General features: G+C 70.8%; 20 protein-coding genes. 6 read left to right on the forward strand and 14 right to left on the reverse strand.

The features are described 5' to 3' along the window. Positions 1-6: 6 nt before the first annotated feature. A complete protein-coding gene (locus OG329_RS30880) occupies positions 7-882 on the forward strand; it encodes an NAD(P)-dependent oxidoreductase (RefSeq protein WP_405799669.1) in 876 nt (291 codons plus the stop codon). Between the two features lie 155 nt (positions 883-1037). On the opposite strand, the gene fabF is transcribed toward OG329_RS30880, so the two are convergent. From fabF to OG329_RS30905, 5 genes are all read right to left on the reverse strand, one after another. After that, complete coding sequence (fabF, locus tag OG329_RS30885; protein WP_405799670.1) at positions 1038-2300, reverse strand: beta-ketoacyl-ACP synthase II; 1263 nt, start codon at positions 2298-2300, stop codon at positions 1038-1040. 85 nt (positions 2301-2385) lie between these two features. Continuing rightward, the gene (locus OG329_RS30890) at positions 2386-2634 is read right to left on the reverse strand and encodes an acyl carrier protein (RefSeq protein WP_356593394.1); all 249 of its coding nucleotides are present in this window, start codon (positions 2632-2634) and stop codon (positions 2386-2388) included. Between the two features lie 110 nt (positions 2635-2744). Next, positions 2745-3746, reverse strand: coding sequence for a ketoacyl-ACP synthase III (locus OG329_RS30895; protein WP_405799671.1), 1002 nt, complete (start codon positions 3744-3746; stop codon positions 2745-2747). Between the two features lie 16 nt (positions 3747-3762). Next, entirely contained in the window at positions 3763-4692 is a 930-nt protein-coding gene (locus OG329_RS30900; RefSeq protein WP_405802106.1) for an ACP S-malonyltransferase, read from the reverse strand. A gap of 89 nt (positions 4693-4781) precedes the next feature. Further along, a complete protein-coding gene (locus OG329_RS30905; RefSeq protein ID WP_405799672.1) occupies positions 4782-5963 on the reverse strand; it encodes a PucR family transcriptional regulator in 1182 nt (393 codons plus the stop codon). Positions 5964-6023: 60 nt separating this feature from the next. Between OG329_RS30905 and OG329_RS30910 the strand changes: the two genes are divergently transcribed. Beyond that, positions 6024-6695, forward strand: coding sequence for a pirin family protein (locus tag OG329_RS30910; RefSeq protein ID WP_405802108.1), 672 nt, complete (start codon positions 6024-6026; stop codon positions 6693-6695). A gap of 250 nt (positions 6696-6945) precedes the next feature. On the opposite strand, the gene OG329_RS30915 is transcribed toward OG329_RS30910, so the two are convergent. Then, positions 6946-7761 carry a serine hydrolase domain-containing protein gene (locus tag OG329_RS30915; protein WP_405799673.1) on the reverse strand — a complete coding sequence of 272 codons (816 nt, stop codon included), beginning with the start codon at positions 7759-7761 and terminating at the stop codon, positions 6946-6948. A gap of 119 nt (positions 7762-7880) precedes the next feature. Between OG329_RS30915 and OG329_RS30920 the strand changes: the two genes are divergently transcribed. Further along, positions 7881-8348, forward strand: a complete 468-nt coding sequence (locus tag OG329_RS30920; protein WP_405799674.1) for a MerR family transcriptional regulator — start codon at positions 7881-7883, stop codon at positions 8346-8348. Then, positions 8348-9364 carry an aldo/keto reductase gene (locus OG329_RS30925; protein WP_405799675.1) on the forward strand — a complete coding sequence of 339 codons (1017 nt, stop codon included), beginning with the start codon at positions 8348-8350 and terminating at the stop codon, positions 9362-9364. The genes OG329_RS30920 and OG329_RS30925 overlap by 1 nt, the downstream gene beginning before the upstream one ends. 17 nt (positions 9365-9381) lie before the next feature. Here OG329_RS30925 and OG329_RS30930 read toward each other — a convergent pair whose 3' ends face one another. The 7 genes from OG329_RS30930 to OG329_RS30960 form a co-directional block, all read right to left on the reverse strand. Then, positions 9382-10575, reverse strand: a complete 1194-nt coding sequence (locus OG329_RS30930; protein WP_405799676.1) for an acyltransferase — start codon at positions 10573-10575, stop codon at positions 9382-9384. Beyond that, positions 10572-11612, reverse strand: a complete 1041-nt coding sequence (locus tag OG329_RS30935; RefSeq protein WP_405799677.1) for an alpha/beta hydrolase — start codon at positions 11610-11612, stop codon at positions 10572-10574. Before OG329_RS30935 ends, OG329_RS30930 begins: the two co-directional genes overlap by 4 nt. Before the next feature lie 738 nt (positions 11613-12350). After that, positions 12351-13025, reverse strand: a complete 675-nt coding sequence (locus OG329_RS30940; protein WP_405799678.1) for a response regulator — start codon at positions 13023-13025, stop codon at positions 12351-12353. Further along, the gene (locus OG329_RS30945) at positions 13022-14365 is read right to left on the reverse strand and encodes a sensor histidine kinase (protein ID WP_405799679.1); all 1344 of its coding nucleotides are present in this window, start codon (positions 14363-14365) and stop codon (positions 13022-13024) included. Before OG329_RS30945 ends, OG329_RS30940 begins: the two co-directional genes overlap by 4 nt. A gap of 120 nt (positions 14366-14485) precedes the next feature. Continuing rightward, on the reverse strand, positions 14486-15376 hold the full coding sequence (locus OG329_RS30950) for a DUF4429 domain-containing protein (protein WP_405799680.1): 891 nt from the start codon (positions 15374-15376) through the stop codon (positions 14486-14488). Positions 15377-15451: 75 nt separating this feature from the next. Further along, on the reverse strand, positions 15452-16663 hold the full coding sequence (locus OG329_RS30955; protein WP_405799681.1) for an alpha/beta hydrolase: 1212 nt from the start codon (positions 16661-16663) through the stop codon (positions 15452-15454). A 216-nt stretch (positions 16664-16879) separates the two neighbouring features. Further along, the gene (locus OG329_RS30960; RefSeq protein WP_405799682.1) at positions 16880-17566 is read right to left on the reverse strand and encodes a TetR family transcriptional regulator; all 687 of its coding nucleotides are present in this window, start codon (positions 17564-17566) and stop codon (positions 16880-16882) included. A 265-nt stretch (positions 17567-17831) separates the two neighbouring features. On the opposite strand from OG329_RS30960, the gene OG329_RS30965 reads away from it, so the two are divergent. Together OG329_RS30965 and OG329_RS30970 are read left to right on the forward strand one after the other, a co-directional pair. Next, on the forward strand, positions 17832-19325 hold the full coding sequence (locus OG329_RS30965) for an MFS transporter (protein ID WP_405802110.1): 1494 nt from the start codon (positions 17832-17834) through the stop codon (positions 19323-19325). 184 nt (positions 19326-19509) lie between these two features. Beyond that, positions 19510-19896, forward strand: coding sequence for a peptidase inhibitor family I36 protein (locus OG329_RS30970; RefSeq protein WP_405799683.1), 387 nt, complete (start codon positions 19510-19512; stop codon positions 19894-19896). Positions 19897-20011: 115 nt separating this feature from the next. On the opposite strand, the gene aceE is transcribed toward OG329_RS30970, so the two are convergent. After that, complete coding sequence (gene aceE, locus OG329_RS30975) at positions 20012-22756, reverse strand: pyruvate dehydrogenase (acetyl-transferring), homodimeric type (RefSeq protein ID WP_405799684.1); 2745 nt, start codon at positions 22754-22756, stop codon at positions 20012-20014. Positions 22757-22833: the final 77 nt, after the last annotated feature.

The raw sequence follows: 22833 nt of genomic DNA on the forward strand, positions 1-22833 counted from the left end.
GGGCGCATGGCTGATCAACTCGAAGTAGCTGTTCTCGGCACGGGCATCATGGGCGCCGCGATGGCCCGCAACCTCTGCCGGACCGGGCACGCGGTCCGGGTCTGGAACCGTACCCGCGCGAAGGCGGAGCCACTGGCGGCCGACGGGGCGCTCGTCGCGGACAGCCCGGCGGACGCCGTACGCGGCGCGGCCGTCGTCCTGACGATGCTGTACGACGGCCCGGCCGCCCTGGAGACGATGACGGCGGCGGCCCCGGGGCTGGCGCCCGGCACCGTCTGGCTCCAGACGACGACGGTCGGCCCGGAAGGGCTCACCCCGCTCGCGGAGTTGGCCGACGCGCACGGACTGGTCTTCGTCGACTCGCCCGTGCTGGGCACCAAGGGCCCAGCCGAGCAGGGGAAACTCACCGTCCTGGGCGCCGGGCCCGAGGACGCGCGCAACACCGTCACGTCAGTTCTTCAGGCGGTGGGGGAGCGCACGCTGTGGGTGGGCGATGACGGGGCGTCCGGTGCGGCGACGAGACTCAAACTCGTCTGCAACAGTTGGGTCCTGACGCTCACTCATGGAACGGCGGAGACGCTGGCCCTGGCGAAGGGGCTCGGGGTCGACCCGATGAGCTTCCTGGACGCGGTCGCCGGCGGCGGCCTCGACTGCGGATACCTCCGCGTCAAGGGGGCGGCGATCCTTCAGGAGGACTACACCGCGAACTTCGCTCTCACCACGGCCGCGAAGGATGCCCGGCTGATCGTCGCGGCGGGCGCCGCGGAAGGGGTCCGGCTGGACGTGGCGCAGGCGGGCGTGAACCGCTTCGCGCGGGCGGAGGAACAGGGGCACGGCGCGCAGGACATGGCGGCGACGTACTTCGCGAGCTTCGACACCTGACCGGGTCCGTCCGGTGCCGGCTTGTCCTCAATCGCCGGACGGGCTGAGATTCGTCCGCCCGGTGGGTGGTGTCCTCAATCGCCGGACGGGCTTGAGATGCCAGCCGGACGGGCCGCACACGCGGCCCGTCCGGCGATCGAGGAAACAGCGGTCGGTCAGACCGAGCGCAGCGCCAGCACCACGTTGTGGCCGCCGAAGCCGAACGAGTTGTTGATCGCCGAGATCGTGCCCTCGGGCAGCACCCGCGGCTCGCCGCGCACGATGTCCGCGTCGACCTCCTCGTCCAGGTTGTCGACGTTGATCGTCGGCGGGGCCAGCCGGTGGTACAGCGCCAGCACCGTCGCCACCGTCTCGATGCCGCCGGCGCCGCCCAGCAGATGGCCGGTCATCGACTTCGTACCGGAGACCGCGACATGGTCCAGGTCCTCGCCCAGGACCCGGCGCAGCGCCTTGATCTCCGCGATGTCGCCCTGCGGCGTCGACGTGGCGTGCGCGTTGAGGTGCACGACCTCCGACGGCTTCAGGCCGGTGTTGTCCAGCAGGTTCCGCATCGCCGCCGCGACACCGCGCCCGGTCGGCTCCGGCTGCGCGATGTGGTGGCTGTCGGCCGACAGGCCCTGGCCCAGCACCTCGCAGTAGACCCGCGCGCCGCGCGAGGCGGCGTGCTCGGCGGACTCCAGGATCACGACACCCGCGCCCTCACCGAGGACGAAGCCGTCACGGGCCTTGTCGTACGGGCGGGACGCCTTCTCGGGCTCGTCGTTGTTCTTCGACATCGCCATCATGTTGGCGAACGCGGCGACCGGCAGCGGGTGGATCGCCGCCTCCGTGCCGCCCGCCACCACGACGTCGGCGCGGCCGGTGCGGATCATCTCCACGGCGTAGCCGATGGCCTCGGCGCCCGACGCGCACGCGGACACCGGGGTGTGCACGCCGGCCTGGGCGTTGACCTCCAGACCGACGTTGGCGGAGGGGCCGTTGGGCATCAGCATCGGCACGGTGTGCGGGGAGACGCGGCGTACGCCCTTCTCCTTCAGCACGTCGTACTGGTCGAGCAGGGTGGTCACGCCGCCGATGCCGGAGGCGATGACCGTGCCGAGACGTTCGGGGACGACGTTCTCGTCGTCGCCCGCCTTGGCCTTGTAGCCCGCGTCGGCCCACGCCTCACGGGCCGCGATCAGCGCGAACTGCGCCGAGCGGTCCAGCTTGCGGGCGAGCGGGCGGGGCAGCACGTCGGCCGGATCGACCGCGGCGAGCGCGGCGATCCGGACCGGCAGGTCGGCGAACCGCTCACTTACCAGGGGCTTGACGCCCGAGCGGCCGGCGAGCAGACCCTCCCAGGTCGATGCGCTGTCGCCACCCAGCGGTGTGGTCGCGCCGATACCGGTGACGACCACGGTGCGATTGGTCGGGCTCACTGGAATTCTTTCTCCACGTGTAGAGGGTGCGGGTGCGGAATTTTTACGGCGCCACCACCGGGTGGCGTCAGCCGCGCGACCTGGATCAGACCTGGTGCTTCGCGATGTAGTCGGCGGCGTCGCCGACGGTCTTCAGGTTCTTGACGTCGTCGTCCGGGATCTTCACGTCGAAGCGCTCCTCGGCGGCGACGACGACCTCGACCATGGACAGCGAGTCGACGTCCAGGTCGTCGGTGAAGGACTTGTCCAACTGGACGTCCTCGACCGGGATGCCGGCGATCTCGTTCACGATCTCCGCGAGACCGGTGACGATCTCTTCCTGAGTGGCGGCCATGTGGGGCGCTCCTTCGATATTCAGCGTGAGCAGAGGGATTTGTGCGAGCACGGTCCGGAAAGCTCCGGCGTGCCTGGTGCCGCGACCGGCAAGCATCGCCGGTCGCGGCACTAGGGGAGGGTAACGACCGTCGCGGCGTACACGAGACCCGCCCCGAAGCCGATGACGAGCGCGGTGTCGCCGCTCTTCGCCTGACCGGTCGCCAGAAGCCGCTCCATCGCGAGCGGGATCGAGGCGGCCGAGGTGTTGCCGGTGGTTTCCACGTCGCGGGCGACCGTGACGTGCTCCGGCAGCTTCAGAGTCTTCACCATCGAGTCGATGATCCGCATATTGGCCTGGTGCGGAATGAAGACGTCCAGGTCCGCCGAGGTGATCCCGGCCGCGTCGAGGGCCTGTTGGGCGATCTTCGCCATCTCGAAGACGGCCCAGCGGAACACCGCCTGGCCCTCCTGAGTGAGGGCGGGGAACTTCTCCACCGTCCCCTTGCGGTAGTCGTCCCACGGCACGGTCTGCATGATCGTGTTCGACTTGTCGCCCTCGGAGCCCCAGACCGTCGGACCGATCTGCGGCTCCTTCGACGGGCCGACGACGACCGCGCCCGCGCCGTCGCCGAACAGGAAGGCCGTGGCCCGGTCCTCGAGGTCGGTGAGGTCCGACAGCCGCTCCACACCGATGACCAGTACGTACTCCGCCGAGCCCTCGACGACCATGCCCTTGGCGAGCGTCAGCCCGTAACCGAAACCGGCACAGCCCGCCGAGATGTCGAACGCGGCCGGCTTGCCCGCGCCGATCCGGTCGGCGATCTCCGTCGCGACGGCCGGCGTCTGCTTGAAGTGCGAGACGGTCGACACGATCACGCCACCGATCTGCTCCGGCGTGATCCCGGCGTCGGCGATGGCCTTGCCGGACGCCTCGATCGACATCATCGCCACGGTCTCCTCGTCGGAGGCCCAGTGCCGGGTCGCGATACCGGAGCGGGAGCGGATCCATTCGTCGGACGAGTCGATCGTCTCGAGGATCACCTCGTTGGGCACCACGCGCGTCGGACGGTAGCCGCCGACACCCATGATTCGGGCGTACGGCGCGCCCTGGCTGGGCCTGATCTTCGCCATGCTCTTCTCGGGCTCCTTAGGAAGCGTGCTCTGCGACGATCTCGCGAGCCGCGTCGAGGTTGGCGGGGGTCTTGAGCGCGAGGGTCCGCACGCCCGGCAGGGCGCGCTTGGCGATGCCGGTCAGTGTGCCGCCGGGGCACAGCTCGATCAGCGCGGTCACACCCCGCTCCTTGAACGTCTCCATGCACAGGTCCCACCGGACCGGGTTGGCGACCTGGCCGACCAGACGCGCGACGACCTCGGCCCCCGTGGTCACAGTCTGCCCGTCCTTGTTGGACACGTACGGCAGCGCCGGGTCGGACACGTCGAGCTTTTCCGCCGTGTCCGCGAGCTTCGCCACCGCCGGAGCCATGTGCTCGGTGTGGAAGGCGCCCGCGACCTTCAGGGCCACCACGCGCCGTACGCCGTCGGGCGGGTCGGCCTCCAGCGCGGCGATCTGCGCCAGCGTGCCGGCGGCCACGATCTGGCCGGCGCCGTTCACGTTCGCCGCGGTCAGCCCCAGCTTCTGAAGGTGCGGCAGCGTCACGTCCGGCTCGCCGCCGAGCAGCGCCGCCATGCCGGTCGGTGTGACGCCAGCCGCCTCGGCCATGGCCAGCCCGCGCGCACGGACGAAACGCAGCGCCGCGTCCTCGCTCAGCACACCCGCGTACGCGGCGGCGGTGATCTCGCCGACGCTGTGCCCCGCGACCGCGCCGACCCGCGCGCCGTCGCCGACGAGAGCGCGCACCGCGTCGGCGGCCAGCAGACCCGCGGCGACCAGCAGCGGCTGGGCCACCGCGGTGTCACGGATCTCGTCCGCTTCGGCCTTCGTGCCGTAGTGGACCAGATCGAGATCGATGGTGTCCGACCACGCCCGCAGCCGGTTTTCGGCGCCGGGAAGGTCGAGCCATGGAGTCAGGAAGCCGGGCGTCTGGGCGCCTTGGCCGGGAGCGACGAGTACGAGCACTCTCACACTCTCTCTTGCGGACGGCCTTCGCCGCCCGTGGGGACAGGGACGAAGAACCGTCGGGGTAATTGTTGAAGTCCCACAAAAGCCTAGGAGGGCGATTCCCCGTCGGCCAGCCGTCCCAAGATCAACGCGATCCGCAGAGTGAAAGCGGAACGGACGTCGGAAGGCGACCAGCCGGTGACGTCGGTCACACGTCGAAGCCGGTAGCGCACGGTGTTGGGGTGTACGAACAGCATCCGGGCGGCTCCTTCGAGACTGCTCGCCTGCTCCAGATACACACTCAGAGTCTCCAGGAGCGCCGAGCCCGCTTCTTCGAGCGGTCTGTAGATCTCCTCCACCAACTGCTCACGCGCGGCAGGATCCGACGCGATCGCCCGCTCCGGCAGGAGATCGTCCGACAGTACGGGACGCGGGGCGTCCTGCCAGGCCGAACACGCCTTCAACCCGGCCGCCGCCGCCTGCGCCGACCTCGTCGCCGCCAGCAGGTCGGGCACCACCGGTCCCGCCACCACCGGCCCCGCCGCGTACGGCCCGATCAGCGCCTTCGCGACCTGGAGCGGATTGTCGCTGCCGCCCGCGATGACCACCAGCCGGTCGCCCAGCACCCCGGTGAGGACCTGAAGCTTGGCGTGCCGCGCCGCCCGGCGGATCGCCTCCACCGTCAGCTCGCTGTCCCCGTCGGGCGCCGTGCCCAGCAGCACACACACATGCTCGGGCGAGCTCCAGCCCAGCGCCGAGGCCCGCGACACCGCGCCCTCGTCGGCCTCGCCCGACAGCACCGCGTTCACCACCAGCGACTCCAGCCGCGCGTCCCAGGCGCCGCGTGCCTCGGCGGCCTGCGCGTACACCTGGGCCGTGGCGAACGCGATCTCCCGCGCGTACACCAGCAGCGCCTCGCGCAGCACCGACACATCACCGGGCGCCGCGACCTCCTCGATCGCCGACTCCATCACCTCGATGGTGGTGCGCACCATCTCGACGGTCTGGCGCAGCGTGATGGCCCGCGTCAACTCGCGCGGAGCCGTACCGAACACATCGGTGGAGATGGCCTGCGGAGCCTCGGGGTGCCGGAACCACTCGGTGAACGCCGCGATTCCGGCCTGTGCCACCAGACCGATCCACGAACGGTTCTCCGGTGGCATCGCCCGGTACCACGGCAGCTTCTCGTCCATGCGGGCGATCGCGTTCGCGGCCAGCCTGCCCGCCGACTTCTCCAGTCGGCGCAGGGTCGCGGGATGCGGATGGGCTTCGTTCGCGGGTTCAGGCACGGGACAAGACTGCCTTATCGGGACGGCCGGGCGGCGGGGCGGGTCTACCGTGGGGGCGTGATTTCCGTTCGGTACGCCGACGACCGCTATCCCGGCGGTGACCCGTCCGCCGGGATCGAGTCCTTCCACGCCTTTTCCTTCGGGCAGTTCTACGACCCCGACAACCTCCGGTTCGGCGCGGTGATCGCCTGCAACGAGGAACGGCTCGCGCCCGGCGCGGGTTTCGGCGAACACCCGCACAGCCACACCGAGATCGTCACCTGGGTCGTCGAGGGCGAGCTGACCCACCGCGATTCGGCCGGGAACGCCACGCTGGTCAGGCCCGGCGACGTCCAGCGGCTCGGCGCGGGCGGCGGTGTGCGCCATGTGGAGCGCAACGACGGCGAACACCCGCTGGTCTTCGTCCAGATGTGGCTGGCCCCGCTCGCACCCGGCGGCGCCCCCCGGTACGAGATCGTGCGCGGCATCGCCGACTCCACCCCGTACGCCCTGCCCGAGGCGCGCGCCATGCTGCACGTACGCCGCCTTCAGACGTACGAACGGACCGCGATCCCCGACGCGGCGCACGCGTATCTGCACGTGGTACGCGGCCTGGTGGTGCTGGCGGGCGTGGAACTGGGCCCCGGCGACTCGGCGCGCATCACGGCCAGCGACGGCCTCGAACTGACCGCGCGGGCCCCGTCCGAGGTGCTGCTCTGGGAACTGGGGCCGGATCCGCAGGACAGGGGTTAGCGCGGGTCGCAGGAACCGGTTCACCGGGTCCGTCCGGTGGCCGGTTCGTCCTCAATCGCCGGACGGGCTGCGTGTCTTGTCCTCAATCGCCGGACGGGCTGCGTGTCTTGTCCTCAATCGCCGGACGGGCTGCGTGTCTTGTCCTCAATCGCCGGACGGGCTGCGTGCCCTGTCCTCAATCGCCGGACGGGCTTATTAAGCCCGTCCGGCGATTGAGGACAAGCGCGGCCCAAGATCCGCCGGACAGGACCTAGTCCCGCAGCTCCGCCAGCACCGCGTCCGTGAACCGCGGCCACGCCTCGACCGCCCACGGGCCGAAGTCCCGGTCCGTCAGTGCCACGCACGCCGCGCCCGCGTCCGGGTCGACCCACAGGAACGTGCCCGACTGACCGAAGTGGCCGAACGTACGCGGCGACGACGAACTCCCCGTCCAGTGCGGCGACTTGGAGTCCCTGATCTCGAAACCCAGGCCCCAGTCGTTGGGCTTCTGATGCCCGTAACCCGGCAGAATCCCCGACAGCCCCGGATGGACCACCGTCATCGCCTCGAGCACCGTACGGGGATCGAGCAGCCGCGGCGCCTGGAGTTCCGCGGCGAACGCGAGGAGGTCGTCCACCGTCGAGACGCCGTCCCGCGCGGGCGAGCCCTCCAGGGTGGTCGACGCCATGCCCAGCGGCTCCAGCACCGCCTGGCGCAGATACTCGCCGAACGGGATGTCCGTCACCTTCGCGACATGGTCCCCCAGCACCTCGAAACCCGCGTTCGAGTACAGCCGCCGGGTGCCGGGCGGCGCCGCCACCCGGTGCTCGTCGTAGGCCAGACCACTGGTGTGCGACAGCAGATGGCGCACCGTCGAGCCCTCGGGCCCGGCCGGCTCGTCCAGCTCGACCGCCCCCTCCTCGTACGCCACGAGCACCGCGTACGCGGCCAGCGGCTTCGTCACGGACGCCAGCGGGAAACGGCGCGACGTGGGGCCGTGCGACCCGCTCACCGTGCCGTCCGCCCGTACGACGGCCGCCGCGGCGGCCGGCACCGGCCAGTTCTCGATCATCGCCAGGCTCTGCATGGCCACGAGCGTAGACCGGCCCGGCCGGGCGCCGGACCCCGGCCCCGGTACGGCGACACGGGAAAATCGTCGCCGGTTCCACTTGCTTCGAGTGCACTCCAGGGTTCTACGTTGAAGGCATGACGCTGATCGAAAGCACCCCCGTCCGGACGGAAACCGAGGACCCCTGCGCAACGGCCCCCGAGACGCATCCCCGCCCCGCCGGCCAGGACTACTACACGATCAGCGAAGTCGTCGCCTTCACCGGCCTCACCGCGCACACCCTGCGCTGGTACGAGCGCATCGGACTCATGCCGCACGTCGACCGCTCGCACACCGGACAGCGGCGCTTCTCCAACCGCGACCTCGACTGGCTCGCCCTCGTCGGCAAACTGCGCCTGACCGGCATGCCGGTCGCCGACATGGTCCGCTACGCCGAACTCGTCCGGGAGGGCGACCACACCTACGAACGGCGGCGCGAGCTGCTGGAGCGGACCCGGCGCGACGTACGCGCCCGGATCGCCGAACTCCACGACACCCTCGCCGTACTCGACTACAAGATCGACCACTACGCCGGTGGGCACCGCGCGTCGGAAAGGGCTTCCTGATGAGCACCACACAGAAGATCACCACGGTGACGCTCGGCACCGCCGGACCCACTGTCGGCGTTCAGGGCTTCGGCGCCATGGGCATCAGCGAGTTCTACGGCGACACCGACGAAACCGCTGCCCGCGACACCCTCGAAGCGACCCTCGAAGCCGGTGTCACCCTCATCGACACCGCCGACGCGTACGGTCGCGGCGCCAACGAGAGGTTCCTCGCCCCCTTCGTCGCCGCACACCGCGACGAGATCACCCTCGCCACCAAATTCGCCATCGAACGCACCGACGACCCGGCCTACCGGGGCATCCGCAACGACCCCGCCTACATCAGGCAGGCCGTCGAAGGCTCCCTGCGGCGCCTGGGCGTCGACGTCATCGACCTCTACTACATGCACCGCCGCGACCCCGCCGTCCCCCTCGCCGAGTCCGTCGGCGCGATGGCCGAACTCGTCGCCGAGGGCAAGGTCAAACACCTCGGCCTGAGCGAGGTCACCGGCGCGGAGCTGCGCGAGGCACACTCCGTGCACCCCATCACCGCGCTCCAGTCCGAATGGTCGCTGTTCTCCCGCGACGTCAAGACGAGCGCCGTGGGCGCCGCCGCCGAGCTGGGCGTCGCGCTCGTGCCGTACTCACCGCTCGGACGCGGCTTCCTGACCGGCTCGTTCACCCAGGCGGACCAGGAACTGAAGGGCGCCGACATCCGGCACACCCAGCCCCGCTTCACCGGCGACAACGCGAGCCGCAACGCCGCGCTCCTCCAACCCGTGCGCACCGTCGCCGCCGCACACGGCGCCACCCTCGGGCAGATCGCACTCGCCTGGGTGCAGCAGCGCGCCCAGGTGCACGCTCTGACCGTCGTACCGATCCCCGGCACCCGCAAGCGCTCGCGCCTGCTGGAGAACGCCGCCGCCACCCGTATCACCCTCACCCCCGACGAGCTGGCGCTCCTGGAGCCGATCGCCGCTCAGGTCGCCGGCGACCGCTACCCGGACATGACGTTCACGGCCGTCGCCCGCGAATAGCACCACGTCGTCGTACGTCACGACGCCAGCGCGTACACCGCGAAGCCCGCCGCGAGCAGCCCCGCCGCCGCCCGGCGGGCTTTCGCGCCCCGCGTCCCCGAGGGCCACGGCGTCTCGAAGACCCGCGCGTACCGGGCGATCAGCACCAGCAGCACCGCGAACAACGGCATCCACAGCACCCGGCCCACAATCCAGCCGAGCGAATCCGGCGCCGTCGTCAGCCCCGGCACCGCCCCCAGATACGAACCCGGCACCGCCGCCGCGAGCATCGCGCTCTGGTGCCAGCACAGGATCGTCATCGCCGAGAGATTGACCACCACGACCGGCGCCCACAGCGCGGGCCTGCGCAGCACACCCGCGAGCCGGTCCCGCAGCAGGATCGCCGCGCCGCTCTGCGCGGCGGCCAGCGCCAGCACCAGCAATGACGGCGGATGCGAATTCGTCCGCGCCTCACCCGGCACCCCGACCATCGACGCCGGGTAGTGGAAGACCAGCAGCAGTACGGCGAAGAGCACCGCGCCACCCACGAGCAGCACCCGCGCGCCACGCCGCCCGATCCTGCCCTCACCCCACGACACGCCCAACTGATACGCGAAAAGCCAGCCCGGCAGGATGTTGACCACGCTCAGCCACGAAGGCATCGCCTCGCCCCACGGGCCGTACCGCAGCACATCCACGACGGCCACCACCCCCAGCAACGGCACCGCCGCCCACGCGCCCAGACGCCGCGCCGCCCGCACGCAGTACGGCGTCAGCGCCGTCACCACGACGTACACGCCCACGAACCACAGCGGCTGTACCACCAGCGTCGAGCCCGTACGCAGCGTCGTCCCCGGCACACCGGCCGCGTACAGCACCGGGATCAGCACCGCCCACACCGCCGTCACCCCCAGCACCGGCCGCCCCAGCCGCACGACGCGCTGCCGGAGCCACGCCGCCGTGGAACCCTTCCTGCGCCGGTACGACAGCACCGACGCGTAACCCCCGACCAGGAAGAAGATGCCCAGCATCTGAAGCACCCAGCTCACCGGGGACAGGAAACCGAACGTGCCCAGCGGGCTCGCGTTGCGCAACGCGCCGCCGTCCAGGGTGAATCCGCCCAGCAGCCAGTGCCCGGTCGGCACCGCGAGCAGCGCGAGCGCGCGCAGACCGTCGATCGCACGGTCACGGGACGCGGGCGTGCGCGCCTCGATCTTCTCGACGAGCCTCATCGCACGTCACCACCCGTGGCGATCGAGGCGAAGGCGCGCAGCGAGTCCGTGCCCGGGGCGAAGTATCCGGTGTGCCCGTGCGCGGTCCGCGCGGGGACCCGGCGCGCCCCGAAGCTTTTCGCCGCCGGGTCCGGGCCGTGGCCCAGGCCCAGGAACTCCACGTTCGGCACCTTGGAGATCCAGTCCGAAGGGTCCTTCGCCGCCCACACCCGGGCGTCCGTGCGCAGCGCGTCCGCGCTGTCGGCGCGCATGCCGGGGGAGCCGACGGCCACGATGTCGCTTGCCGCGACCTCGCTCGCGGCGAGCCCGCACACCACGGAGCCGTAGCTGTGGCAGAACAGCGCGGGCGTCCGCGCCCCGGCGGCGGTCAGCCCCTCGGTGAACCGCGCCAGCCGCCGCGCGCCCACCTCGGCGAGCCCCCCGGTGGCGGCGTCCATCCCGACGCCGACGGGCGTCGTGTAACCGGCCCATGCCACCACGGCGGTACGGCCGTCGGTCGCGGCCCGCAGCGACGTGGCCATCCCGGCGGGGGTGCCGTACGGGTCCTTCGACCGGTCGTATGTCCCCGCGTCGATGTCCGAACCCGGTACCACGACGGCGACATGACGGGACGTCAGCAGATCCCCGTACACCTCGGCGACGGTGCCGCGACCTCTGGGGTCGAAGGCGAGGATCTGCCGGCCGGGCTCGGCGAGGCGGCTGTAGCGGGGGTCCTTGGCGATGGCCAGTTCGTTGGCGCGGTAACGGAGTTGGACGGGAGCGCCGTCGAGGTTGCCCACGACCGAGGGGTGCCGCTCGGTCAGCTCCCGTCGCTTCGTCGCGCTCAACGTGCCGAAGAACGCGGCGACTTGGGCGGGTGTTGCACTCGCGGGGTCGGGCAGCGCGCGCCCGAACGACGCGTCGTCCCGCCAGGCGGCGGTGCCGGGCGGCGGTCCGTCGACCGCCCGCTGCCCACTCCCGGCGGCCCATCCGGCGGTACCGGACACCAGGGTGGCCATCAGCGCGGTGGCGACCAAGGTCCTTCTGTAGCGGCGCATTTCGCGTCTCCCTCGTCGTGGCCACGGGGTGTGGCGAGAGGAAGGTAGGAAGACGACGGGCGGGGTGACGTCACACCGAGGAGCCAAGTCGCGCGTGCGACTGGGGTAGGGGGTGGGTTGCGTTGACCCTGCGGGTCGGTTTCGTCCTCAAGCGCCGGACGGGCTTGGTGGTTGCGGTCTCGTTGCCGGGGGCGGGGTGCGGGCCCTCCGGGTGGGTATGTCCGGACGGCGTGATTTACGCCGCGTGCAGGGCTCATTGGTCTCGATGAGACCGGCATGTCCACGCGACACAAATCAGCCTGAGTGTCCGAACACACCCACCCTCCGACCCCGCCCCCCTCACGCCGCCCCGGCCCGCAGTTCAGGCAGACCCCACCTCCCGCGCGGGGAAGGGGGACGCGCAGGGGTCGTGTCCGGACACTAAAGCGTGATTTGTGGCGCAACCCGGCCCTGTGCTTTCCCAGGACCGTTGGGCGCCGTAAATCATGCCGTCCGGGCATGACCCCGGAGCGGCACCCGGCCACCACCGCAACCACCCAAGCCCGGCCGGCGCTTGAGGCCAACGACCACCGGCCCGCACCCGGAGAACGCACCCCCGGGCCACCCCGGAGCGGCCCCCGGCCACCACCGCAACCACCAAGCCCGTCCGGCGCTTGAGGACACCCGACCACCGGCCCGCAGGCCGCGGACCGGCAACAGCACAGCGCAAGCCTCACGCGCCGCCGTCGGCGCACGACGTCAGCCCCCGGGCGCGACAAGCCCGGATTCGTACGCGAAAATTACCGCCTGCGCCCTGTCCCGCAACCCCAGCTTCGCCAGCACCCGGCCGATATGCGTCTTCACCGTCTGTTCCGCGAGCACCAGATGGTCCGCGATCTCCTGGTTCGACAGGCCCCGCGCGATCAGTTCCAGCACCTCCGTCTCGCGCGGCGTCAGCCCCTTCAGCCGCAGCGAGCGGTCCTTGCGCGGTGCCGGCCGCTGCTGGGCGAAGTCCGCGATCAGGCGGCGCGTCACGGACGGCGCCAGCAGCGCCTCGCCCGCCGCGACCACGCGGACCGCCGAGATCAGGTCGGCCGGCGGTGCGTCCTTGAGGAGGAACCCGGACGCCCCCGCGCGCAGCGCCTCGTACACGTAGTCGTCCACGTCGAACGTGGTCAGCATCAGCACCTTCGGCCGGTGCACCACCCCCACCGGCGGGTCCAGCAGCGCGCGGGCCGCCGCCAGGCCGTCCATCTCCGGCATGCGGACGTCCATCAGGACCACGTCGGGGTGGGTGCGGCGGCTGACGTCGATGCCCTGGCGCCCGTCCGGGGCCTCGCCGACCACGTCTATGTCGGCCTGCGCCGACAGCAGCGCGGCGAACCCCGCCCGCACCATGGCCTGGTCGTCGACGATGATCACGCGGATGGTCAAGACGAATCCTTCACGGTCGGGTCGATGACAGGATCCGGCGCCAGCGGAAGCCTCGCCGCGACCCGGAACCCGCCGTCCGGCAGCGGTCCGGTGTCCAGCGTGCCGCCGGTCAACCGTACGCGTTCACGCATGCCGATCAGCCCGTGACCGGTGCCGGAGCCGGTGGCTTCCAGCGGTGACGTGCGGGCGCTCGCGGGCCCGTTGACGACCAGCACGGTCAGCCAGTTCGCGTCGCCGGTCACCGAGACCCGGGTCGGTGCGTCGGGCGCGTGCCGTACGACGTTGGACAGGGCCTCCTGGATGATGCGGTACGCCGACAGATCCACCGACGGCGGGACGGGCCCCAGGTCCGCCGCCAGGGACAGCTCCGCCGGCACCCCGGCCCTTACCGTCGCCTCGACCAACTGCTGTACGCGGCTCAGCCCCGGCTGCGGGGCCCGTTCGCCCGCCGAGCCGTCGCTGCGGAGCACCGCCAGCAGCCGCCGCATCTCGGTCAGGGACTCCCGCGCCCCGGCGGCGATCGTGGAGAACTCCTCGCGCGCCGCGTCCGGCAGGCCCTCGATGCGGTACGGCGCCGAGTCGGCCTGCACGGTGATCACGGACATGTGGTGGGCGACCACGTCGTGCAACTCGCGTGCGATACGGGCCCGTTCCTCCAGCAGCGTGCGCTGCGCGCGTTCGACCTCGCTGATGGTCTCCTGCTCCAGCAGTCTGCGCTGCGCGTCGCCGCGCTCGCGCAGGGCGGCCGTCACGAGCAGGATCATGCCGCTGAGTACGAACAGCAGCAGATGGGTGCCGTCGCTGCGGTGCTGCGAGGCGAGTTCGAAGACCAGCCCCGCCGCCCCCGTCGCGAGCCAGACGGCGAGCAGCGTACGGCGCGGCTCGCGCAGCCCCAGGCACACCATCAGCAGGAGGTACCCGACGACGACGGTCGGCGGCCACGGCCAGGACCGGCCGTCGAGCCCGTCCGCCGTGGTCAGGAGCAGCACCGCGCCGACGATGTCCGCCGTGAAGATGATCCACCACGCCTGGAGCGGCCGGGTCACGGCGAGCAGCAGCGGCGCGGCCTGCGCGGTGGCGAGCGCTCCCGCCCAGCCGCCGGCCAGTCGGTAGTCCTGGACGAGGACGGTCACCGTGACGGGCAGCAGCGCGGCGGCGAAGCCGAGGGCGAGGACGTACGGGGCGACGCGCTGCCAGGGTCTGGCGGCATGGGCCAGCAGTGGTTCGGTGGACGCGGCCGGGGTGCGCAGGGCGCTGCCGAGCGAGCGCAGCGACTCGCGGGCGCGGACCGCTCCGGCGGCGCGGGGCGCCGGGGGAGGGGACGGTTCTTCGGTACTCATGGCCGGTTCAGCGTATGCAGCGCGCGCACCGGCGGCGTCATACCCAGGAGCCAGACCCGGCCTCGTACCCCAGTAGGGGGTGGCGGGCCCCGGCAGGTCACGGGCACCGCGCTACGCGCGTCACAGCTCGGCCAGCAGCTCCGCCTTCTTCGCGCTGAACTCGTCGTCCGTCACCAGCCCCGCGTCGTGCAGCTCTCCCAGATGCCGGATTCGTTCGGCGATGTCGGCCGGGTCGCGCCGGCCCGTCGCCATCACCGGCACCGGGACCGGACCGGCGTCGAGGGCGGGCCCGGAGCCCGACGTCCGTACGGCGGCCAGGACCGCCGCCGCGAAGGGCAGCGACTCGTGGACCGGCCCGTAGCCAAGACCGAAGACGACGGCCGCCGGGTCGTGGTCGGCCTGTGCGGGCTGCTGCTGGTCGGCGCGGCGCAGGAGGCGCAGGTAGCCGTCGAAGACCTCGGGGGAGCGCCATTCGACGCCGTGCAGCTCCGAGACGCCGAACCGCTGGTCGCCCGCTTTCCACTTCGCCGACGACGCACCCGTCCAGAACCAGCGGAAGGACACCTTGGACCCGTCGAAGGACGCCTTGCCGTCGTACGCCTTGAAGTGCAGCGGCGCCGGGGGAGCGGCCACCAGATAGCGGCCGGCCGGTTCGTGTTCGTCGAGCGGCGAGGTCGCGTTGAGGGCGGCGCGCAACTCGTCCGCGTAGTACTCCGCGAGCGTCTCGCGCTCGGCGGGCAGCACCAGCCGGTACGGATCGCAGATGTCCTTGAGCTGGCCGGCCGCCGCCTCCATCAGCGGGTCGGCGCCCGGTCGGGGCACGGCGTGCAGCACCACCGTCCCGCGTCTGCCCTCGGTGAGCGTCACCGACGCCAACGCCTCGTGCGGTACGCGCCGTTCGCGCAGTGCCTGGAGGAGCTTCGGCGTGCGTATCCCCCGTTCGAAGCGGATGAGCACGGAATCGCTTTCGAACTCCCAGGTGGCATGAATTCCGGCCAGCACATCACCCATGTGCCTCATCGTATGCGGCGAAAGACCCCACGTCGCCCCTCGGAGCCCACCTCGGCCCACCGGGTTCTACGCGCGTCAGATCACTTCCGCGCCGGAGATTCCGCTCCGGCAGGCGTCACCGTCGTCCGCGCAGACGGTGTCGCGGTACGAACCGACCCCGATGTCCGCGAAGTTGCGCAGGCTGTCGGTGCCCGGCTCGAAATAGCCGCTGTGGCCGACCGCGCCGCGTGCGGACAGCACCCGCGCGCCGAAGTCCGGCGTCACCGGATCGGCGCCGTGGCCGAACCCGACGACCTCCAGATGGGGCACGTCCTGGATCCAGTCGTCCTGGTCGCGCATCGCCCACACCCGTACCCCGGTGCCCAGTTGCCCCGCCGAGTCGACCCGCATGCCGGGACTGCCCGCGACCGCCACGTCCGTGACCCGGGCGGGCAGTCGGCGCGCGGCGATGCCGCACACCACGGAGCCGTAACTGTGGCAGAACAGCGAGACGCGCGAGTCGCCGGGCAGCGCGGCGGTGAGCGCGTTGAGCCGTACGGCACCGTCCGAGGCCAGCTTCCCGATCGCCGCGTCCACGCCGAACCCGTCGGGCGCCGTGTAGTCGGCCCACGCGATGACGGCGGTACGGGTACCGGGCGAGGCTTCGCGCTCCGCGTCGTACAGCGACCTGGCCATACCGACCGGCGCGCTGAAGCTGCGATCGGTCCGCTCGAACGTCAGCAGGTTCGTGTCGGAGCCCGGGACGACCACCGACACCCGCTGCGCGGTGCCGAGATCGCCGAAGACCTCGGCCGCGCGGCCGTTGCCGGTCGGATCGAAGGCGAGGATATGGCGGTCGCTGTTGGCCATCGACTCGAAGCGGTGCATCCGCAGGGCCGCCTGTTGCCGCCCGTCGAAGGACAGCCGGCTGTCGTGGGTCCGTTCGCGCTCGACGTCACGGGCCTGGATGACGGCCAGCCGGTTGGCGCGGTAGCGCAGCGTCAGGGGCGCGCCGTTGAGGTTGCCCACCACGAGGGGGTAGCGGTCGGCGAGCGCGACGCGCTGCGCGGCCGTGAGCGAGGCGAAGAACGCGGCCAAACGCTGCGGCGACGACCCCGGGTCCGGCAGGTCGAGGGCCCCGATGCGGCCCTTGTCCCAGGCCGACAGGGCCCTGGCGCGCGCCGTGCCGTTCTCGCCGTGCTGCTGGAGCGCGGTCCACCCGGTGGTCGCCAGCATCACGAAGACGACCGCGAGTGCCAGCAGGGTGCGCCATGCGGTGAGGGACGGGGAGGAGTCGAAGGAAGTCACTGCGCGACACCCTAGGAGACGTTCGGCGGCGCTCAGGGCGAGCGTGAGACAGATCACCCCCGGTCGAGGGGCGAACTGGCGTTTGTTCACGCTCCGTCGGGGGAACGCGCACGCACCGGAGCACGTTTCGGCGCACATGCGTGGCGTACATAATGGGGCGGAAGGTGCGAATCGGCCCTGTATGCAAGGGTGCTGAGCGCGGGCGGTCGTACGGGCTCAGTGGGCCTGCCGGGCGCCGTTCGACGGCTTGTGCGGAGCGCTCCAGTCGCCCGCGAGCGCCGGCACCAACTGCTCCAGATACCGCTCCGTCAACTCGAGCAGCCCGTCCAGACCGGTCTCCCGGCCCTGCCCCCACAGCCGTCCCGACACCCGCATCACCCCGGAGAACGCGGCGACCGCCACGCGCGGACGCGGATCGCTCTCCACGTCCAGTCCCTCGCGCTCGGCGATCACCCGGGCCACCTGCTCCTCCAGCTCGGCGGCCCGCCTCAGATGGGCGGCCAGCAGGGAGGGGGTGGATTCGATCATCCGGTAGACACGGAAGTGCAGTTCGACCGGGACCAGCTCCTCGATCGCCTCGCTGACGTCGTTCCAGGAAACCAGCACCGCGCGGTGCATGGCCTCGAAAGGGGGCTCCGAGGGCGGACGTTGACGCAGCCCCGTCAGGAAACGCCGCTCCACCAGCTCCTGGATCGTGAACGCCACCTCCTCCTTGCTGGCGAAGTAGCGGAAGAAGGTGCGCTGGGAGACGTCGACCGCCTCGGCGATCTCGTCGACGGTGGTCTCCTCGTACCCCCGCGTCGTGAACAGGTCGAGAGCCACCCGCAGCAGGGCGTCGTGCGTCCGCCGCTTCTTCAACTCCCGGAGTCCGGCCGGATGCTCCGCCGCCCGCTGCCCGTCCATCGCCGCGCCGCCTCTTTCCCGTCACTTCCGGTCCAGTCGCGTTTTGTACGCTGATGCCGGCCCCGAATGAGATGTGATCCACGTGACAGTTACAGACTGGTGAAATGCTTTGTCAACTGTCAGACGCTGACATTAACCTCGCGACATGACTAGTCAGACCACCGTCGAATCGGCGCCGAACGATCCGCGGGACGCGGTTCCGGGAGCCACCAAGGGCCTGCGTGGCCACCCCTGGCTGACACTGTTCTCCGTCGCCATCGGCGTGATGATGGTCGCGCTCGACGGCACGATCGTCGCGATCGCCAACCCGGTGATCAAGGCGGACCTGGGCGCGAGCTTCGCCCAGGTGCAGTGGATAACCAACGGCTATCTTCTCGCGCTCGCCGTGGCGCTCATCACCGCGGGCAAGCTCGGTGACCGCTTCGGCCACCGCCAGACCTTCCTCATCGGCATCGCGGGCTTCGCCGCCGCCTCCGCCGTCATCGGCTTCTCCGACAGCGTCGCGTTCGTCGTCGCCTTCCGCGTGCTCCAGGGCGTCTTCGGCGCCCTGCTGATGCCCGCCGCCCTCGGTCTGCTGCGCGCCACCTTCCCCGCCGAGAAGCTGAACATGGCCATCGGTATCTGGGGCATGGTCATCGGCGCCTCCACCGCGGGCGGCCCGATCGTCGGCGGTCTGCTCGTCGAACACGTCAGTTGGCAGTCGGTCTTCTTCATCAACGTGCCCGTCGGCATCGCAGCCCTCGTGCTCGGCCTGGTGATCCTCAAGGACCACCGCGCGGCGAAGGCGCCCAAGTCCTTCGACGTCGTCGGGATCCTGCTGCTGTCGGCCGCGATGTTCTCCCTGATCTGGGCGATCATCAAGGCGGGCGAGTCCTGGGGCTGGACCTCGGGCGGCACCTGGGCGTTCCTGGGCGCGGCCGTGCTGTGCTTCGTCCTGTTCGCCGTGTGGGAGACGAAGGTCAAGGAACCCCTCGTACCGCTGAGCATGTTCCGCTCCGTCCCGCTCAGCGCCGGCGCCGTCCTGATGGTGCTGATGGCCTTCGCCTTCATGGGCGGCCTGTTCTTCGTGACGTTCTACCTCCAGGGCGTCCACGGCATGAGCCCCGTCGACAGCGGTCTGCATCTGCTGCCGCTGACCGCGATGATGATCGTCGCCTCGCCCGTCGCCGGCATGCTGATCACCAAGTTCGGGCCACGGGTCCCGCTGGTCGGCGGCATGGTCTGCACGGCCGTCGCCATGTTCGGCATGTCCACCCTGTCGCCCGGCTCCGGCACGTTCGTGATGTCGATCTGGTTCCTGCTGCTCGGCATGGGCCTGGCGCCGGTCATGGTCGGCGCCACCGAAGTGATCGTCGGCAACGCGCCGCTGGAGCTGTCCGGCGTCGCGGGCGGTCTCCAGCAGGCCGCCATGCAGGTCGGCGGCGCGCTCGGTACGGCGGTGCTCGGCGCCGTCATGTCCGCCAAGGTGAGCGCCGAACTCGAGGGCAACTGGCACGACGCCGGCGTCCCGCTGCCGCTGGACCCGTCGCTGGAGCAGGCCGCCGAGATCGGCGTCGCCCCGCCCGAGCTGGCCAAGGCGCCCGGCGTGACGCCCGACATCTTCGACAAGATCACCGGGGTCATGCAGGACACCTTCGTGTCCGGGATGAGCCTGGCGTTCCTGGTCGCCGGCGGGGTCGCGGTGATCGCCGCGTTCGTCGCCACCAAGACCAAGCGCGGCGACAACGCGGACGCCTCCGGAGGCGGCGTCCACATCTGACGCGACCGGCGTCGTCGCACGAGGCGGCGTCAACACAGCGCGATTGACCACGGCGGCCCCGCCCGGACATCCCGGCGGGGCCGTCGCCTGTTCGGGTGGAGTGCGGCAAGATTCTCTTCCCGTGGAGGGGGCCGCCGGGCGAGAGTGCCGACAACTGATCGGCACGACACGGGGGTTCACCATCATGCGTACGACCACGCCTGCCACCATGCTCACCGCGGCCACCCTGGCCGCCGCCACGGTCCTGCTGCCGGCCGCGGTCCCGACCGCCGGCGCCGCCGCCGTACCGCGCGGGGCTTGCGGGCCCGGCGAACTCTGCCTGTGGGACAAACCGGACTTCCGGGGCGCCCGCCACACCCATGAGCTTGTCGGTACCGAGATCCAGAACTGTGTCCCGCTGCCGCCCGGCACCGACGCCCAGTCCCTGGTCAACCGGCTGGGGCGGCCCGTCACCACCTACCAGTCGCCCGAGTGCGAGGAGACGGCCGAGTTCGAGACGTACCCCGGCGACGGCACCTGGGTCCCCCAGTCGCCGTACCGCGTACGGGCGTTCAAGGTCTGGGAGCGCTGAGCGCGGGGGAGACCGAGCGCGGGGGAGACGTAGGGGGCCGCAAGCGCCGTACGGCCCCCTACGCGCGGTGGCCGGTCCCGTACCCACGGAACCGGCCACCGACCACCTTCACTCGTTACGCGTCGCCGCCCGCAGCGCCCGGGTCCGCCGCCGCCACATCGAGCAACTGGTAGCGGTCCACCGCCTGCTTGAGCACCGAGCGGTCCACCTTGCCCTCCCGCGCCAGCTCCGTGAGCACCGCGAGAGCGATCGACTCCGCGTCGATGTGGAAGAACCGGCGAGCCGCGCCACGCGTGTCCGCGAAGCCGAAACCGTCCGCGCCCAGCGACTGATACGTCCCCGGTACCCAGCGCGAGATCTGGTCCGGTACGGCACGCATCCAGTCCGAGACCGCGACGAACGGGCCGTCGGCGCCGGACAGTTTGCGCGTCACATACGGAACGCGCTGCTCCTCCTCCGGGTGCAGCAGATTGTGCCGCTCCACGTCGACCGCCTCACGGCGCAGCTCGTTCCACGACGTCGCCGACCAGACGTCCGCGCGCACGTCCCACTGCTCGGCGAGGATCCGCTGCGCCTCGACGGCCCACGGCACGGCCACGCCGGACGCCATGATCTGCGCCGGGATGGAGCCGCCCTCGCCCCGCTTGTAGCGGTAGACGCCCTTGAGGATGCCCTCGACGTCCACGTTCTCGGGCTCGGCCGGGTGCTGGATCGGCTCGTTGTAGACCGTCAGGTAGTAGAAGACGTTCGGGTCCTCACCCGGGTGCGGCTGCCCGTACATCCGGCGCAGCCCGTCCTCCATGATGTGCGCGATCTCGTAGCCGAACGCCGGGTCGTAGCTGACACAGCCCGGGTTGGTCGAGGCGAGCAACTGCGAGTGCCCGTCCGCGTGCTGAAGACCCTCACCGGTCAGAGTCGTACGACCGGCGGTCGCGCCCAGAACGAAACCGCGCGCCAACTGGTCGGCCATCTGCCAGAACTGGTCGCCGGTCCGCTGGAAACCGAACATCGAGTAGAAGACATACACCGGGATCAGCGGCTCGCCGTGCGTCGCGTACGCGGAGCCCGCCGCGATCAGCGACGCCGTACAGCCCGCCTCCGAGATGCCGTCGTGCAGCATCTGACCGGTCGGCGACTCCTTGTAGGCCAGGAGCAGTTCGCGGTCGACCGACTCGTACTGCTGCCCCAGCGGGTTGTAGATCTTCGCGCTCGGGAAGAACGCGTCCATACCGAACGTGCGGTACTCGTCGGGCGCGATCAGCACGAAACGCTTGCCGATCTCCTTGTCCCGCATGAGATCCTTCAGCACCCGCACGAACGCCATCGTCGTGGCGATCGACTGCTGCCCCGACCCCTTCTTCGCCGCCGCGTACGTCTTGTCGCCGGGCAGCGTCAGCGCCTTCGACCGCACGACACGGGTCGGCACATAACCGTCCAGGGACTTGCGGCGGTCGTGCATGTACTGGATCTCTTCCGAGTCCTTGCCCGGGTGGTAGTACGGCGGCTGCCCGTCCTCCAGCTCCCGGTCCGTGATCGGCAGATGCAGCCGGTCCCGGAAACCCTTCAGATCGGCGACCGTCAGCTTCTTCATCTGATGCGTCGCGTTACGGCCCTCGAAGTTCGGACCCAGCGTCCAGCCCTTCACCGTCTGCGCGAGAATCACCGTCGGCTGACCCCTGTGCGCCTTCGCCGCCGCGTACGCCGCGTACACCTTCTTGTGGTCGTGGCCACCACGGCCCAGATGCAGGATCTGCTCGTCGGTCATCCCCTCGACCATGGCGCGCAGCCGCTGGTCGTCACCGAAGAAGTGCTCACGGATGTACGCGCCGGTCTCCGTCGCGTACGTCTGGAACTGACCGTCCGGCGTCGTGTTCAACCGGTTGACCAGCACCCCGTCCCGGTCCTGCGCCAGCAGCGGGTCCCAGGAACGGTCCCAGACCAGCTTGATGACATTCCAGCCCGCACCGCGGAACTGCGACTCCAGCTCCTGGATGATCTTGCCGTTGCCGCGCACCGGGCCGTCGAGCCGCTGAAGATTGCAGTTGACGACGAAGGTGAGATTGTCCAGACCCTCACGGGCCGCGATCGACAACTGACCCAGCGACTCCGGCTCGTCCATCTCACCGTCGCCCAGATACGCCCACACATGCGACCGGGACGTGTCGGCGATGCCCCGCGCCTCCATGTAGCGGTTCATCCGCGCCTGGTAGATCGCGCCCAGCGGGCCCAGACCCATCGAGACCGTCGGGAACTCCCAGAAGTCCGGCATCAGCCGCGGATGCGGATAGCTGGACAGCCCGTCCGGCGCCTTCGACTTCTCCTGACGGAAGGCGTCGAGCTGCGCCTCACTGAGCCGGTCGAGGAGGAAGGCGCGGGCGTAGATGCCCGGGGACGCGTGCCCCTGGAAGAAGATCTGGTCGCCGCCGTCACCGCCGTCCTTGCCCCGGAAGAAGTGGTTGAAGCCCACGTCGTACAGGGAGGCGGAGGACGCGAAGGTGGCGATATGACCGCCGACGCCGATCCCGGGGCGCTGCGCGCGGGAGACCATCACCGCGGCGTTCCAACGGGTCGCGTTGAGGACCTTGCGCTCGATCTCCTCGTTGCCCGGGAAGAACGGCTCGTCCTTGGTGGCGATCGTGTTGACGTAGTCGGTGCTGCGCATCTCGGGCACGGCCACGCGCTTCTCGCGCGCGCGCTCGATCAGGCGGAGCATCAGATAGCGGGCGCGCTCACGCCCCCGTTCGTCGACGGCGGCGTCGAGCGAGTCGAGCCACTCCTGGGTCTCCTCGGGATCAAAGTCCGGGACCTGGCTGGGAAGGCCGCCAATGATGATCGGGTTGCGATCGGATCCGGAAGCCACACTGTTCCTTCGCTGTTCGGGTCGTGTCGCACCCCGCGTCCGGGCCGGCCGTACGACCGGTCGTGTCAGCACGCTGG

Origin of the sequence: Streptomyces sp. NBC_01506, assembly GCF_045040295.1 — a bacterium.
GTDB lineage: Bacteria > Actinomycetota > Actinomycetes > Streptomycetales > Streptomycetaceae > Streptomyces.

Bases quoted from the DNA above. Each gene is read 5' to 3' on its own strand.
- OG329_RS30880 (WP_405799669.1), top strand. From the start codon at position 7: ATGGCTGATCAACTCGAAGTAGCTGTTCTCGGCACGGGCATCATGGGC.
- OG329_RS30890 (WP_356593394.1), bottom strand. From the start codon at position 2,634: ATGGCCGCCACTCAGGAAGAGATCGTCACCGGTCTCGCGGAGATCGTG.
- OG329_RS30895 (WP_405799671.1), bottom strand. From the start codon at position 3,746: ATGGCGAAGATCAGGCCCAGCCAGGGCGCGCCGTACGCCCGAATCATG.
- OG329_RS30915 (WP_405799673.1), bottom strand. From the start codon at position 7,761: ATGCAGAGCCTGGCGATGATCGAGAACTGGCCGGTGCCGGCCGCCGCG.
- OG329_RS30920 (WP_405799674.1), top strand. From the start codon at position 7,881: ATGACGCTGATCGAAAGCACCCCCGTCCGGACGGAAACCGAGGACCCC.
- OG329_RS30925 (WP_405799675.1), top strand. From the start codon at position 8,348: ATGAGCACCACACAGAAGATCACCACGGTGACGCTCGGCACCGCCGGA.
- OG329_RS30930 (WP_405799676.1), bottom strand. From the start codon at position 10,575: ATGAGGCTCGTCGAGAAGATCGAGGCGCGCACGCCCGCGTCCCGTGAC.
- OG329_RS30935 (WP_405799677.1), bottom strand. From the start codon at position 11,612: ATGCGCCGCTACAGAAGGACCTTGGTCGCCACCGCGCTGATGGCCACC.
- OG329_RS30945 (WP_405799679.1), bottom strand. From the start codon at position 14,365: ATGAGTACCGAAGAACCGTCCCCTCCCCCGGCGCCCCGCGCCGCCGGA.
- OG329_RS30950 (WP_405799680.1), bottom strand. From the start codon at position 15,376: ATGGGTGATGTGCTGGCCGGAATTCATGCCACCTGGGAGTTCGAAAGC.
- OG329_RS30960 (WP_405799682.1), bottom strand. From the start codon at position 17,566: ATGGACGGGCAGCGGGCGGCGGAGCATCCGGCCGGACTCCGGGAGTTG.
- OG329_RS30965 (WP_405802110.1), top strand. From the start codon at position 17,832: ATGATGGTCGCGCTCGACGGCACGATCGTCGCGATCGCCAACCCGGTG.
- OG329_RS30970 (WP_405799683.1), top strand. From the start codon at position 19,510: ATGCGTACGACCACGCCTGCCACCATGCTCACCGCGGCCACCCTGGCC.